Raw genomic sequence first — 14,873 nt, forward strand, 5'->3', positions numbered from 1 at the left:
GGAAAGAAAGAGGGTTCGGCGCTAGTCGCAAGCTTGCCTTGCGCTACGACCGAACCCTCATCCGTCGCTTCGTGCACCTTCTCCGGCGGGAGAAGGAACGTCAGAACGCGTTGATGCCGGTCAGTTCGCGGCCGACCACCAGCTGGTGCACCGTCTCGGTGCCCTCGTAGGTGATCACCGATTCGAGGTTCAGCGCGTGGCGGATGGCCGAATGCTCAGTCGTGATGCCCGCGCCGCCCAGGATGTCGCGGCACTCGCGGGCGATGTCGATCGCCATGCGGCAGTTGTTCCATTTCGCCAGCGAGACCTGGGTCGGCTGCATGGTGCCGGCGTCCTTCAGGCGACCGAGCTGCAGCGACAGCAACTGCGCCATGGTGATGCGCCGCCCCATGTCGGCGAGCTTCAGCTGGATGGCCTGGTTCGAGGCCAGCGGACGGCCGAACAGGATGCGCTCGGCGGTGTAGTCGAGCGCTTCCTTCAGGCAGGCCTGTGCGGCGCCGATCGGACCCCAGGTGATGCCGTAGCGCGCCTGGGTCAGGCAGCCGAGCGGCCCCTTGAGACCCTTCACGTTGGGCAGGCGGTTGGCTTCGGGCACGCGCACGTTGTCGAAGAACAGCGCGGAGGTGACCGAGGCGCGCAGGCTCATCTTCTTGTGCACTTCCTGCGCGGTGAAACCGGCGGTGTCGGTCGGCACGATGAAACCCTGGATGCCATCCTCGGTCTGCGCCCAGACGATCGCGATGTGCGCCAGGTTGCCGTTGGTGATCCACATCTTGGCGCCGTTGATGACCCAGTCCCCGCCGTCCTTCTTGGCATTGGTCTTCATGTTGGCCGGATCGGAGCCGCCGTGCGGCTCGGTCAGGCCAAAGCATCCGATGATCTCGCCCGCCGCCATCTTCGGCAGGTAGTGCATCTTCTGCTCTTCGGTGCCGTAGGCGTAGATCGGATACATGCACAGCGAGCTCTGCACCGAGGCGAAGCTGCGCAGGCCCGAGTCGCCGCGCTCCAGCTCCTGGCAGATCAGGCCGTAGCTCACGCCGTTCATACCGGCGCAACCGTACTTTTCCGGGATGGTCGCGCCGAGCAGGCCCAGGTTCGCGATCTCCGGCACCAGTTCCTTCGGAAAGCGGCCCTGGTCGAAGCAGTCGCCGATGATGGGCAGCACCTTCTCGTCGACGAAGCGGCCGACGGTGTCCTGCACCATGCGCTCCTCGTCGCTAAGCAGCGAGCGGACGTCGTACAGATCGAGCGGGTCGAGACGGGCGGCCATGCTTGGGTTCCGTTGGAGGGACAAGCCCGGCATTCTACCGCCCGCGGTGGCGGGAGGTCATGCCGGGGCACCTGCCCACCTGCCACCCTGCCCCCACCCAACCCGGACCCTCCATGTTCAAGGGCGTACTACTTGGCTTTGCCTGCTATGCGGCCTACGCGATCAGCGACGCCTTCGTCAAATCCCTGCACGGCACGCTGCCGGCGTTCGAGGCGGTGTTCTTCGGCGCCGTGCTGGGGCTGGTCGCGATCCCGTTCATCCGCAAGCCGGGCGACCGCTGGCACGAAGTGTTCGTCGCCAACCGCCCGTCGCTGTGGTGGATTCGCGCGGTGACCGGCGCGGTAAGCAATGTATCGGCCGTGGTCGCGTTCACCCATTTGCCGATGGCCGAGACCTTCGCGCTGATCTTCCTGATGCCGATCTTCGTGACCCTGCTGTCGGTGGTGTTCCTGAAGGAACACGTGGGCTGGCGGCGCTGGTCGGCGGTTTTCGCCGGCTTCGTCGGCGTGCTGGTGGTGCTGCGGCCTGGCTTCCGCCAGCTCGGCGTGGGGCACTTCGCGGCCATTTCCTGCGGCGTGGCGGCAGCGGTGTCCGTGGTGGCGCTGCGCATGGCAGGCGCTCACGAAAAGCGCGTCAGCCTGTACGGCGCCGGGGTAATCGGACCCCTGGTGGCCGGCGGTCTGCTGATGCTGCCCTCGTTCACCTGGCCGACCCTGCACCAGTGGGAGCTGCTGGCCGGCTACGGCTTGCTTGCGGGGCTGGCCGGCGTGCTGCTGATGCTCGCCACCCAGCTCGCCCCCGCCAACCGGGTGGCGCCGACCCAGTACAGCCAGATGCTGTGGGCGATCGGCTTCGGTTACTGGCTGTTCGGCGACGCGCTGGACTGGCCGATGCTGGCCGGCATAGCGCTGATCCTGGGCGCCGGGCTGTTCACGCTGGTGCGCGAGGAGCAGGTGACCGGCTGGTGGCGGCGGATGAAGCTGGTCCCGTGAAACCGGTGCGGCGCGACGCCCTTACCGGCGCCGGGCAAGATCCGAAAGCAACTCGACCTGCAATTCCTGGATTCGCACCAGCCGCTCCCACTGGTGGGAGAGCAGGTGATCGACCTTCTCGTGGAGGTGGCGGATCTCCAGCTCGGCCTTCAGGTTGATCTTGTAGTCGTGTTGCGAGCGCAGGCGATCCTTCGCCTCTTGCCGGTTCTGGCTCATCATGATCACCGGGGCCTGCACCGCCGCCAGGCACGAGAGCAACAGGTTCAGGAAGATGTAGGGGTACGGATCGGGCGGATGGCGCCACAGCGCGAGCGAGTTGACCGCGACCCAACCCAGCAGGAACGCCGCGAAAACGACCAGGAAAGTCCAGCTGCCGCCGAAGGTGGCAATGCGGTCGGCCAGGCGCTCGCCGAAACTCCATTGGCGATCGAATTCGCGCTCGATGTCGGTGGAGACCAGTTCGTGCTCGCGCAGGCTGCGCAGCACGTCTTTTTCGAGCGAGCTGAGCTCGCCTTTCTCCGATTCGAGCAGGTCGTGCACGTAGGCGGCCCGCGCCCTGGCCAGGTCCGCGCGGCACACCGGGCGGTCCGGCGTCCATCCGGGCGCCAGCCTGGCAAGTTCCTCGGCGATCTCGGGACGGATCAGTTCGCCGGGAACGAGCTCGCGCGCCGGCAGTTCCTTGCCGCAGACGGCACAGGTTCCCATCGTGTGCTTGCCCACCGCCGTACCCTCCGGTTGCCTGGGCGCGAGCCTAGCACCGGCATCGCCGCGCGTGAGGTCAGCGGTTGCTGACCCCGTGCGGCACGTGGCCGGTGGCGACGTGCCGGCGAGCGGACTCCACGTTGGCAGGCGAATCGTCGAAGAAGATGTCGGCACCGAAGGCATCCAGGAACGGCCCCTTGTCCCGGCCACCCAGGAACAGGGCCTCGTCGATACGCACGCCCCATCGGCGAAGGGTAAGGATCACCCGCTTGTGCGCCGGCGCGGAGCGCGCGGTGACCAGCGCGGTGCGGATCGGCGAGTCCTCCGCCGGAAAGGCCGTCTGCAGCCGGTGCAGCGCGGTGAGGAAACCGCGGAACGGGCCGACCGACAGCGGTTCGCCGGCCTGCTCGGTCTCGCGGCGGTGGAAGGCTTCCAGACCTTCCTCGCGCGACACGCGCTCACCCTCGTCGCCGAAGATCACCGCATCGCCGTCGAAGGCGATGCGCAGCTGCTCGCTCGCGCGCGGCGGCGCAGTGCTGGGCAGGATGGTGGCGGCGGCCACGCCGGCGGCCAGCGCACGGCCGACGTCCTCGGCATTGGCCGAGAGGAACAGGTCGGCCTTGAACGGAGCGATGTAGTCGGAGGTCGGCGCCCCGCTGGTGAAGGCGGCGCGGCTGATCTCCAGGCCGTGGTGCTGGATCGCGTTGAAGATGCGCAACCCGGTGTCGCCCGAATTGCGCGACAGCAGGATCACCTCCACCGGCGGCACGTCGCCCGCCAGCTTGTTGAGGCCAAGCAGCTTCTGCACCAGCGGAAAAGCGACGCCCGGCTGCAGGAGTTCGTTCTCGTGCGCGATCTGGAAGCGGCGGTAGGCGTCCAGGCCGTCGCGCTCGAACAGCGCGTGGCTGTCGCCCAGGTCGAACAGCGCACGCGAGGAGATCGCCACGACCAGGCGGTTGTCGGTGCTGGCAGCAGGATCGTGGGCGCTGGGAGTCGCGGGATTCATGCGCGCAATCTAGCAAAACGGTCAGCGGCAAGGGGCACGCCGGGCAAGCGACGCGTCGGGGCGGCCGCGGCGCCTTCCATGGCCCCGCGCGTCATTCCGCGGCGAACTGCTCGTCCAGGATCCGCTGCTCCAGATTGTGCTCTGGATCGAACAGGAGCTTCACCCCGCACTCCTGGGCCTGGCAGATCTTCACCGAGCGCACGTCGCGCACCTCCAGGAAGTCGGCGGTGGCGCTGACCGGCCGCTTGCCCGGTTCGAGCACGCGCAGGGTCACGAGGGTACGGTGCGGCAAGATCGCACCACGCCAGCGGCGCGGGCGGAACGGGCTGATCGGGGTGAGTGCCAGCACGTTGGCGTCCAGTGGCAGGATCGGACCGTGGGCGGAGAGGTTGTACGCGGTGGACCCGGCCGGCGTGGCGACCATGATGCCGTCGCAGACCAGCGCCGCGAGCTTGACCGTATCGTTGAGCTTCACTTCCACGTGCGCGGCCTGGTTGGTCTGGCGCAGCAGCGACACCTCGTTGAACGCGAGCGCGAACTGCTCGTTGCCCGCGCCGTCGACGGTGCGCATCTGCAGCGGGTACAGCACGGCGGCGTGGGCGCGCTCGATGCGCCCGGGCAGGTCGTCGAGCTGATGCTTGTTCATCAGGAAGCCGACACGGCCGAGCTTCATGCCGTAGACCGGCAGGTCCAGCGCGCGATGCGCGTGAAGGGTGCGCAGCATGAAGCCGTCGCCGCCCAGCGCCACGATGACGTCCGCCTCCAGCGGCGGCAGGTCGCCATAGCGCTCGGACAGCTTGCGGCGGGCCTGTTGGGCGACCGGGGTGTCGCTGGCGACGAAGGCGAGGCGCATGGGCATCCGGCATGGCGAGGGATGTTTCGAGCTTAGCGCAGCCCATAACGATGTAGGAGCGCGCCTGTGCGCGACCGCGAGGCTCCATCCGCCGCGCAGTCGCGCACAGGTGCGCTCCTACAAGATTGCCCGGGGTGTGCAGCCCCGGGCCTTTGCATCAACCCACCGGCACCTGCGCCAGCTGCGCCAGGCGGCGGACGGCGACCGAGGCGATCGGGTAGTCCGCGTTCTGGGTCAGGATTTCGGCGAGCATGCTGCGGGTGTAGTTGAGCGTGGCATCGTCACGCTGCAGCCATGCCTGCACCGGCGAGACGTCCTTGCGGTCGCCTGCCAGTGCGAGCACCTGCTGGGCCAGCGCGCGATGCTGGTGGTTGAGCTCGTCCAGCAGCGAACCGCGCGCTTGCGCATGCCAGTGGCCTTCCACCGGCAGCGCCTCGATCTGGCCGCGCAGCCATTCCAGGTCCAGCGTCTCGCCCAGTTCGTAGAACACCTTCGCGACCGCGGGAACCGGCTGGTTGCTCTGGCGCGCCACTTCGACCATGTCCAGCACCGCGCGCAGCACCGGCATGCGGGCAAGGCGCACCGCCAGCTCGGCCGGCACGCCCAGGCCTTCCCACTTCTCGCAACTGAGTTCGAAATCGGCCTTTCCGGTCTCGGTCAGCACCTCGGGCAGGCCCTGGCGCAGGGCGGTGACGCCGGCCTGGTAGCGCTCGACGTTGGCGGCGATGTCCAGGCTGGCGCCAGGACGGTTGAGCAGCCAGCGGGTCATGTGCCGCAGCTGTGACCAGATCTGCATGATCGCGTCGATCTGCGTGTCCTCGGCCACCTTGCCGTCGAGCGCCTCGATCTCGGCCCACAGCTCGCGGGCATCCAGGATCTCGCGCGCCGCGGTATAGGCCTTGGCGATCGACGCCGGGCCCTGCCCGGTGTCCTCCTGCATGCGCATCATGAAGGTGGCGCCCATGCGGTTGATCGTCGAGTTGGTCACCGCGGTGGCGATGATCTCGCGCTTCAGGCGATGGCGCTGCATGTTGGCCGCGTACTTCTCGTGCAGCGGCTCGGGGAAGTAGCGCACCAGCTCCTTGGACAGGTACGGGTCTTCGGGCACGTCCGACTCGAGCAACTGCTGGAACAGCTTGATCTTGTCGTAGGAGAGCAGCACCGACAGCTCCGGCCGGGTCAGGCCCTGGTGGCGCGCCTTGCGCTCGGACAGCTCGGCATCGGACGGCAGGTTCTCGACCTGGCGGTCGAGCAGGCCTTCGGCTTCCAGTTCACGGATGAAATGCGCCATCGAGCCCAGCCGCTTGACCGACTGGTGTTCCATCAGCGTGATCGCCTGGTTCTGGCGGTAGTTGTCCCAAAGCACCAGCTGGCCGACCTCGTCGGTCATCGCGGCGAGCTGCTTGTTGCGGCCCTCCTCGGTCAGCTCGCCGCGGCGCACGGCGTCGTTGAGCAGGATCTTGATGTTCACCTCGTGGTCGGAGGTGTCCACGCCGGCGGAGTTGTCGATGAAGTCCGTGTTGAGCAGCACGCCGTGCTGCGCCGCCTCGATGCGGCCCTTCTGGGTGAAGCCCAGGTTGCCGCCCTCGCCGACCACCTTGCAGCGCAGCTCGCCACCGTTGATGCGCAGCGCGTTGTTGGCGCGGTCGCCCACGTCGGCGTTGGTTTCCTGCGAGGACTTCACGTAGGTGCCGATGCCGCCGTTCCACAGCAGGTCGACCGGCGCCTTGAGGATCGCGCTCATCAGCTCGTTCGGGTTGAGCTGGGTCACGTCATCCTTCAGGCCCAGCGCCTGGCGCACCTGCGGCGAGACCGGGATCGACTTGGCGCTGCGCGGATAAATGCCGCCACCCTCGGAGATCAGCGACTTGTCGTAGTCCTCCCAGCTCGAGCGCGGGATCTTGAACATGCGCTGGCGCTCGGCGAAGGACTTCGCCGCATCCGGGTTCGGGTCCAGGAAGATGTGGCGATGGTCGAACGCGGCCAGCAGGCGGATGTGCTCGGACAGCATCATGCCGTTGCCGAACACGTCGCCGGACATGTCGCCGATGCCCACGCAGGTGAAGTCCTGCGTCTGCGAATCGCGGCCGAGCGCGCGGAAGTGGCGCTTGACCGATTCCCACGCGCCCTTGGCGGTGATGCCCATGCCCTTGTGGTCGTAGCCGTTCGAACCGCCGGAGGCGAACGCGTCGCCGAGCCAGAACTCGTGCTCGATGGAGATGGCGTTGGCGATGTCGGAGAACGTCGCGGTGCCCTTGTCGGCCGCGACCACCAGGTACGGATCGTCCTGGTCGTGGCGAACCACCTCGTGCGGCGGCACGACCTTGCCCTCGACCAGGTTGTCGGTGATGTCGAGCAGTCCGTTGATGAACATCTTGTAGCAGGCGATGCCCTCGGCCTGCTGCGCGTCGCGGTCGCCGCCGACCGGCGGGCGCTTGACGAAGAAGCCGCCCTTGGAACCGACCGGCACAATGACGGTGTTCTTCACCATCTGCGCCTTGACCAGGCCCAGCACCTCGGTGCGGAAGTCTTCGCGGCGGTCGGACCAGCGCAGGCCGCCACGGGCGACCGCGCCGAAGCGCAGGTGGATGCCTTCCACGCGCGCGGCCGAAACGAAGATCTCGCGGTAGGGCACCGGCTTGGGCAGCTCGGGCACCTTGTGCGAATCGAACTTGAAGCTGATGTACGGCCGGAACGCGCCATCCCACTGCTGGAAGAAGCTGGTGCGCAGGGTGGCGCGGATCACGTTCAGGAAGCTGCGCAGGATGCGATCGTCGTCGAGGCTGGAGACGTTCTCCAGCAGCGTCGCGACGGCATCCTCGAGGGTCGCCACCTGCTCGGCGCGCGGACGCGACAGCATGCCGACCAGGTTGTCGACCAGGGACGGCTGCGCAGCCTGCACGTTGCCCGGGATCAGCACACGCATCTCCGCGTCGAGCAAGCCGCCGGCGGTCTTGAGTTCGTCGGCCGAAAGGCTTTCGCGACGCGGGTCGAACTTCGCGTTGAACAGCTCCACCAGCACGCCGGCGATGGCCGGGTAGCGGTTGAGCGCATCTTCCATGTAGGCCTGCGAGAACGACACGCCGGTCTGCAGGAGGTATTTGCAGTAGCCGCGCAGCATGGCGACCTGGCGCCAGTTGAGCTTGGCGCCGAGCACCAGGCGGTTGAAGCCGTCGTTTTCCGCGTTGCCGCGCCAGATCTGCTCGAAGGCGTCCTCGAACAGCGTGCCGACCTGTTCGACGCTGAAGGTGAGGTGGCCGACCGGCTGCACCTCGAAGTCCTGGATGAACAGCGGCGTGCCGCCGGTGCGCACGTCGTAGACGTGCTCGGTGAGCACGCGCAGGCCGAGGTTTTCAAGCTGCGGCAACACCTCCGACAGCGCGATGTCGCTGCCGGAACGGTAGACCTTGAAGCGCAGTTCGTCCGGACGCTGCGGCGGATGGTAGAAGGACATGCGCACCGCGTCGTCGCCTTCGAGCTGCGAAAGCTCGTAGACGTCCTCGGCCGCCACTTCCGCGCTCACCTCGTCGACGTAGCCGACCGGCAGCGCCTTGACGTAGCGGTTGGCCAGCACCACGCCCTCGTGGTCACCGCGGGCCTGGACCAGCGCGTCGCGCACGTCGTCGTGCCAGTTGCGCACGATGGCGGCCACCGCCTGCTCCAGCGCGGCGCTGTCGTAAGTCGCGCGGTCGCCGATCTTCGGGCGCACCACGACGTGCAGGCGGGCCAGCGCCGCCTCGCCCATCAATACGGCCGAGTCGACGTGCTCGCCGTGCAGCGCATCGCGCAGCAGGTTCTCGATGCGCTCGCGCACCGTGGTGTTGAAGCGCTCGCGCGGCACGTAGACCAGGCAGGTGTAGAAACGGCCGTAGCGATCGCGGCGCACGAACAGGCGCGTGCGGGCGCGCTGGCGCAGTTCCAGGATGCCGCTGGCAATGCCGGACAGTTCGTCCTCGCTGCTCTGGAACAGCTCGTCGCGCGGCAGCGTCTCCAGGATGTGGCGCAGCGACTTGCCCGAGTAGGAGTCGCGCTTGAGACCCGAGCGGCACATCACCGCCTCGACCTTCTGGCGCACCAGCGGCACGTCCTGCGGACGGGCCATGTAGGCGTTGGAGGAGAACAGGCCCAGGAAGCGCTGCTCGGCGATCGGCTTGCCGTTCGCGTCGAACTTGAGCACGCCCACGTAATCCATGTAGCCAGGCCGGTGCACGTGCGAGCGGGCGTTGGTCTTGGTCAGGATGATCGCGTCCGTCGAACCGGACTGCGGCAGCGACGAGGCGGCCAGGCTGCGCAGCGAGCGCGGCGCCATCGAGCGTTCGCTGCCGCGCAGGATGCCCAGGCCCGAATCGTTGATGGCGCGCAGCACTTCCTCGCCGTCGGCCTCGGTCACCTCGTATTCGCGATAGCCCAGGAAGGTGAAGTTGTCGTCGGCCAGCCAGTGCAGGAACGACGAAGCCTCGCCCACCGCGCTCTCGCCCAGCGGCAGCTTGCGCTCCGGCAGCTCGGCGGCGATCGCCAGCGCCTTGTCGCGCATGGTCGCCCAGTCGTCCACGGCAACGCGCACGTCTTCCAGCGCTGCCTCGACGCGCGCCTTGAGCGCGGCCTGCGCCGCTTCGTCGGCCACCCGGTCGACCTCGAAATGCATCACCGATTCCGGCTTGCCGCCGTCGCCGCCCAGCTGTTGCAGCTGCCCCGTGGCGTCGCGCGTGGCACCGACCACCGGGTGGATCACCGCATGGATCTGCAGGTCGTCCGAAGCAACCATGCTGACCGTGTCGACCAGGAACGGCATGTCGTCGGTGACGACCTCGATCACGCTGCGCCCGGCATGGCCGCGCTCGGGGTTGAACACGCGCACCTTGGCGCGGCCCGGTTCACGCTGCTGGATGAAATCGAGGAGCCCGCCGATCAGGCCGGCCCATTCGCCCGGGGTGTGCAGGTCCACGTCGCTGTGCGCCATCCGCGCGAAGAAGGCGCCGATAAAAAATTGCGCCTCATCAAGGCGCCCGGTCGCAAAGCCGCTTTTCTTCAGTTCCTCGAAGACAGCCGGGGGAACCGTGCTGTCGCTGGTCGCGCGAATGGCATTCATGGCATCTGCTTGTCAGTGGAAACGAGTGGTGCCCACGCTGGGGAGGCGTAAAGCCCGAAAAGGATACGCCTCGCGTCAGGTCGATTCCACCGATGAGGGCCCGTTGAGGCGAGTGCCCGGGCCCGTTGCCGTGGCCACGTTCAGCCGGTCTTGCGCACCTGGCAAGGCGATCCCTGCGCGGGAGCGAATCCCGTGCGCTACCGCATGGTGGCGACAATGCAACACGGTCGCGCAGGGAGCGCGTTTCTTCGTTCGAGGGGCGACTCGCTGCCCGGCCTTTGTCCACAACATCCGGCGGCGCGCAAGAACTTGGCCGCGGCGGTTCGCAAAATGTAAACTCACCGGTATAGTTGCGCGTTTCAGCCGACGGTCGCCCCGCCGCCGGCACGCCGTGTCACGACCACTGGCACTGGTCGGCCACGTCGGCACTCGTATGCTCCCCGGCTTCCCCGCCGCGTCCCCGGTCACGCCTCATAAGAATGGAGTTCCCATGAAGTCCACGACAACGCGCACCCTGGCCCTGTGCCTCGGCATGCTCGCCCTCGCCGCCTGCGGCGGCAAGGACCAGCCGCAGGGGCAACAGCAGATGCCGCCGCCGCAGGTGGGTGTGATCACCCTCAAGGCGCAGACCGTGCCGCTGACCAAGGACCTGGTCGGACGCCTCTCTCCGTTCCGCAGCGCCGACGTGCGCGCCCGCGTGCCCGGCGTGCTGCTCAAGCGCACCTACGACGAAGGCACCGACGTCGAGAAGGGCCAGTTGCTGTTCCAGATCGACCCGGCTCCGCTGAAGGCCACGCTGGGTGCGGCCCAGGCGAGCCTGGCGCAGGCGCAGGCCAGCTACACCAACGCGAAGGTCAACGCCAGCCGCGCGCGTGAGCTCGCGCCCAAGGGCTATGTCTCCAAGTCCGACCTGGACAACGCATTGGCGACCGAGCGCAGCGCAGCAGCCGCCGTGCAGCAGGCACGCGCCTCGGTGCAGTCGGCGCAGATCAACCTGGGCTACGCCGATGTGCGCTCGCCGATCGACGGCCGCGCCGGCCAGCAGCAGGTCACCGAGGGCGCGCTGGTCGGCCAGGGCGAAGCCACGCTGCTGACCACCGTGGAGCAGATCGATCCGCTGTACGTGAACTTCAACATGAGCGTGTCCGAGCTCGAACAGCTGCGCCAGGCGCAGGGCCAGGGCAACGTCTCGCTGGCCGTCGCCGGCAAGAGCGGCCAGGACGCCAGCGTGCGCGTCAGCCTCCCCGACGGCACCGCCTACGCGCAGCCGGGCGCGGTCGACTTCTCTTCCACCTCGGTGGACCCGGCGACCGGCGCGGTGACGCTGCGCGCGCGCATCCCCAATCCCGAGCACGCCCTGCTGCCCGGCATGTACGTCACGATCGAAGCGTCGCTCGGCCAGCGCCACAACGTGTTCGTGGTGCCACAGGCGGCGGTGCTGCGTGACACCGTCGGTGCCTACGTCTTCGTGGTCGGCCCCGATGGCAAGGTCGCGCGCCACGACGTCACCACCGCCTCCATGCAGGAGGGCAACTGGGTTGTCACCAGCGGCCTGAAGGCCGGCGAGAAGGTGATCGTCTCGGGGGTGCAGAACGTCAAGGAAGGCGCCCCGGCCAACCCCTCCCCGTGGCAGCCGCCGGCCCCGGCCGGCCAGGCTCCGGCGGCCGCGAAGGCGCCGGCCGCCGCCGCGACCGCGCGCGGCAAGTAACGGAGCCTTACGTCATGCCGAGTTTCTTCATCGACCGCCCGATCTTTGCCTGGGTGGTGGCCATCCTGATCTCGCTGGGCGGCGTGCTGGCCATCCTCAACCTGGGCGTGGAGTCCTACCCCAACATCGCGCCACCCTCGGTGACGGTCAGTGCGTCCTATCCGGGCGCCAGTGCCGAGACCACCGAGAAGGCGGTCACCCAGGTCATCGAACAGCAGCTGACGGGCATCGACCATCTGCTGTACTTCAGTTCCTCATCCAGCGCCAGCGGCCGCGCCAGCATCACGCTGACCTTCGAGAGCGGCACCGACCCGGACATTGCCCAGGTGCAGGTGCAGAACAAGGTCTCGCTGGCCACGCCGCGCCTGCCCTCGGAAGTAACGCAGCAGGGCGTGGTGGTGGCCAAGGCCAACGCCGGCTTCCTGATGGTGGTGGCGCTGAAGTCCGAGAACCCCAGCATCGACCGCGACCGCCTGAGCGACATCGTCGGCTCGCAGGTGCTCGACCAGATCGCGCGCGTGCCGGGCGTGGGCAGCACCAACCAGTTCGGCTCCGAGTATGCCATGCGTATCTGGCTCAACCCGGACAAGCTGCACGGCTACGACCTCTCGGCCACCGAAGTGCTGAACGCGATCCGCGCGCAGAACGTGCAGTTCGCCGCCGGCTCGATCGGTGCCGATCCGGCGCTGCCTGGCCAGGGCTTCACCGCCACGGTGTCGACCGAAGGACGCTTCACCACGCCCGAGCAGTTCGCCGGCATCATCCTGCGCGCCAACCCGGACGGCACCACTGTCAAGCTGGGCGACGTGGCCCGGATCAGCTTCGGCCCCGGCAACTACGGCTTCAACACCACGGTGGACGGCAAGCCGATCGGCGCCTTCGCGATCCAGCTGCTGCCCGGCGCCAACGCGCTCAACGTGGCCACTGCCGTGCGCGGCAAGATGGACGAGCTGGCGCCCAGCTTTCCGCCGGGCGTGACCTGGTTCAGCCCGTACGACAGCACCACCTTCGTGAAGATCTCCATCGACGAAGTGGTGCACACGCTGATCGAGGCGATCATCCTCGTCTTCCTGGTGATGCTGCTGTTCCTGCAGAACATCCGCGCCACCATCATCCCGACGCTGGTGATCCCGGTCGCGCTGCTGGGCACGTTCCTGGGCATGCTGGTGCTGGGCTTCACCATCAACCAGCTGACCCTGTTCGGCATGGTGCTGGCCATCGGCATCGTGGTCGACGACGCGATCGTGGTGATCGAGAACGTCGAACGCATCATGACCGAGGAGAACCTGTCGCCGAAGGAGGCCACGCGCAAGGCGATGGGCCAAATCACCGGCGCAGTGGTGGCGATCACCGTGGTGCTGACCGCGGTGTTCGTGCCCTCGGCGCTGCAGCCGGGTGCCTCGGGCATCATCTACAAGCAGTTCGCGCTGACCATTGCGGTGTCGATGGGTTTCTCGGCCTTCCTGGCGCTTTCCTTCACGCCGGCGCTGTGCGCGAGCTTCCTCAAGCCCGAGCACCACAAGAAGAAGAACGTCGTCTTCCGCAAGTTCAACCAGTTCTTCGACTGGACCACGCGCACCTACACCGGCCACGTCGGCGGCGCCGTGCGGCACGCGCCGCGCTGGATGTTCGTGTTCGTGCTGGTCGCGGTGCTGGCCGGCTTCCTGTACACCCGCCTGCCCGGCAGCTTCCTGCCCGAGGAGGACCAGGGTTACGCGATGTCGATCATCCAGCTGCCGCCGGGAGCTACTCGCCAACGCACCGAAGAGGTGATGGCCGACATGCTGAAGGTCCTGAAAAAGGATCCCGCGGTCGACACCGTACTGCAGGTCGCCGGCTTCAGCTTCATCGGTTCCGGCGAGAACGCCGGCATGGCCTTCATCAAGCTCAAGGACTGGGCCGAGCGTGACGTCACCGCCGCGGAATTCATCCAGCGGGCGAACATGTCGTTGTTCCAGATCCACGACGCACGCATCTTCGTGGTCAACATCCCGACGGTGCAGGGCCTGGGCCAGTTCGGCGGCTTCGACATGTACCTGCAGGATCGCAGCGGCGCGGGGCGCGAAGCGCTCACGCAGGCGCGCAACACGCTGCTGGGCAAGGCCAGCCAGGATCCGGTGCTGACCGGCGTGCGCCCCAATGCGCTTGAAGACGCGCCGCAGTTGCACCTGGACGTGGACCGCGTGCAGGCACAGTCGATGGGCCTGTCGGTGGGCGACATCTACAACGCGGTTGGCCTGATGCTGGCGCCGGTGTACGTCAACGACTTCACCTACGGCGGGCGCGTCAAGCGCGTGATCATGCAGGCCGACGCGGCCTATCGCATGAGCCCGGACGCGCTGCAGCACTTCTTCACCCCGAGCAGTACGCAGGCCACGGCCGCGGGCACGCCGGAGATGATCCCGCTGTCGAACGTGGTGCACGCCGACTGGCAGATGGGCTCGCCCTCGCTGAACCGCTACAACGGTTACGCCGCGGTCGAGATCGTCGGCTCGCCGACGCCAGGGCATGCGTCGGGCGAGGCGATGACCGAGATGGAGAAGATCGTCACCAACGACCTGCCGCAGGGTTACGGCTTCGACTGGACCGGCCAGTCCTACCAGGAAATCCTTTCCGGCAACGCCGCCACGCTGCTGATGGTGCTGTCGATCGTGATCGTGTTCCTGGCGTTGGCGGCGCTCTACGAGAGCTGGTCGATCCCGGTCTCGGTGCTGCTGGTGCTGCCGCTGGGCCTCCTGGGCGCGGTGGTGTTCACGCTGTTGCGCGGGCTGCCCAACGACATCTACTTCAAGGTGGGCCTGATCACGGTGATCGGCCTGGCGGCGAAGAACGCGATCCTGATCGTGGAGTTCGCGGTCGAGCAGCAAGCGCACGGCCGCACGTTGCGCGAGGGCGTGATCGAGGCGGCACGCCTGCGACTGCGCCCGATCCTGATGACCTCGCTGGCTTTCATCCTGGGTGTGTTCCCGCTGTTCATCTCCAGCGGCGCCGGCGCGAACGCACGGCATGCGATCGGCACCGGCGTAGTCGGCGGCATGCTGTTCGCCACGTTCCTGGGTGTTCTGCTGATCCCGGTGTTTTACGTGGTGGTGCGTCGCCTGCTTGGCGACACGCTCGATGGCGACGGTCCCGCGCAGCCGGGGATCGGCCACGGGCCGCATACATTCGATTCCGATCCACGTCGCGGGCATTAGCCGCCCGCTCCCTCTCCCCTCTCCGGGGAGAGGGTCGGGATGGGGGGCCGGGGCTCGCC

8 protein-coding genes are annotated in these 14,873 nt (G+C 67.7%); 3 read left to right on the forward strand and 5 right to left on the reverse strand.

Annotation, left to right across the window (positions count from 1 at the left end; genetic code table 11):
• Positions 1-100: 100 nt before the first annotated feature.
• The gene (locus LQ772_RS10210; RefSeq protein WP_231320624.1) at positions 101-1,270 is read right to left on the reverse strand and encodes an acyl-CoA dehydrogenase family protein; all 1,170 of its coding nucleotides are present in this window, start codon (positions 1,268-1,270) and stop codon (positions 101-103) included.
• Positions 1,271-1,383: 113 nt separating this feature from the next.
• Between LQ772_RS10210 and LQ772_RS10215 the strand changes: the two genes are divergently transcribed.
• Positions 1,384-2,262 carry a DMT family transporter gene (locus LQ772_RS10215; RefSeq protein WP_231320625.1) on the forward strand — a complete coding sequence of 293 codons (879 nt, stop codon included), beginning with the start codon at positions 1,384-1,386 and terminating at the stop codon, positions 2,260-2,262.
• A gap of 21 nt (positions 2,263-2,283) precedes the next feature.
• On the opposite strand, the gene LQ772_RS10220 is transcribed toward LQ772_RS10215, so the two are convergent.
• From LQ772_RS10220 to LQ772_RS10235, 4 genes are all read right to left on the reverse strand, one after another.
• The gene (locus tag LQ772_RS10220) at positions 2,284-2,982 is read right to left on the reverse strand and encodes a DUF1003 domain-containing protein (RefSeq protein ID WP_231320626.1); all 699 of its coding nucleotides are present in this window, start codon (positions 2,980-2,982) and stop codon (positions 2,284-2,286) included.
• A 58-nt stretch (positions 2,983-3,040) separates the two neighbouring features.
• Positions 3,041-3,970: a 5'-nucleotidase gene (locus tag LQ772_RS10225; RefSeq protein ID WP_231320627.1), complete on the reverse strand. Its 930-nt coding sequence runs from the start codon at positions 3,968-3,970 to the stop codon at positions 3,041-3,043.
• Between the two features lie 91 nt (positions 3,971-4,061).
• Positions 4,062-4,823, reverse strand: coding sequence for an NAD kinase (locus tag LQ772_RS10230; RefSeq protein ID WP_231320629.1), 762 nt, complete (start codon positions 4,821-4,823; stop codon positions 4,062-4,064).
• A 157-nt stretch (positions 4,824-4,980) separates the two neighbouring features.
• Positions 4,981-9,912 (reverse strand): NAD-glutamate dehydrogenase, encoded by a 4,932-nt coding sequence (locus LQ772_RS10235; RefSeq protein WP_231320631.1) that lies wholly within the window; start codon positions 9,910-9,912, stop codon positions 4,981-4,983.
• A 490-nt stretch (positions 9,913-10,402) separates the two neighbouring features.
• On the opposite strand from LQ772_RS10235, the gene LQ772_RS10240 reads away from it, so the two are divergent.
• Positions 10,403-11,620 carry an efflux RND transporter periplasmic adaptor subunit gene (locus tag LQ772_RS10240; RefSeq protein WP_231320633.1) on the forward strand — a complete coding sequence of 406 codons (1,218 nt, stop codon included), beginning with the start codon at positions 10,403-10,405 and terminating at the stop codon, positions 11,618-11,620.
• A gap of 14 nt (positions 11,621-11,634) precedes the next feature.
• Entirely contained in the window at positions 11,635-14,814 is a 3,180-nt protein-coding gene (locus LQ772_RS10245; protein ID WP_231320635.1) for a multidrug efflux RND transporter permease subunit, read from the forward strand.
• Positions 14,815-14,873: the final 59 nt, after the last annotated feature.

Origin of the sequence: Frateuria edaphi, from assembly GCF_021117405.1 — a bacterium.
In the GTDB taxonomy this organism is placed as follows: domain Bacteria; phylum Pseudomonadota; class Gammaproteobacteria; order Xanthomonadales; family Rhodanobacteraceae; genus Frateuria_A; species Frateuria_A edaphi.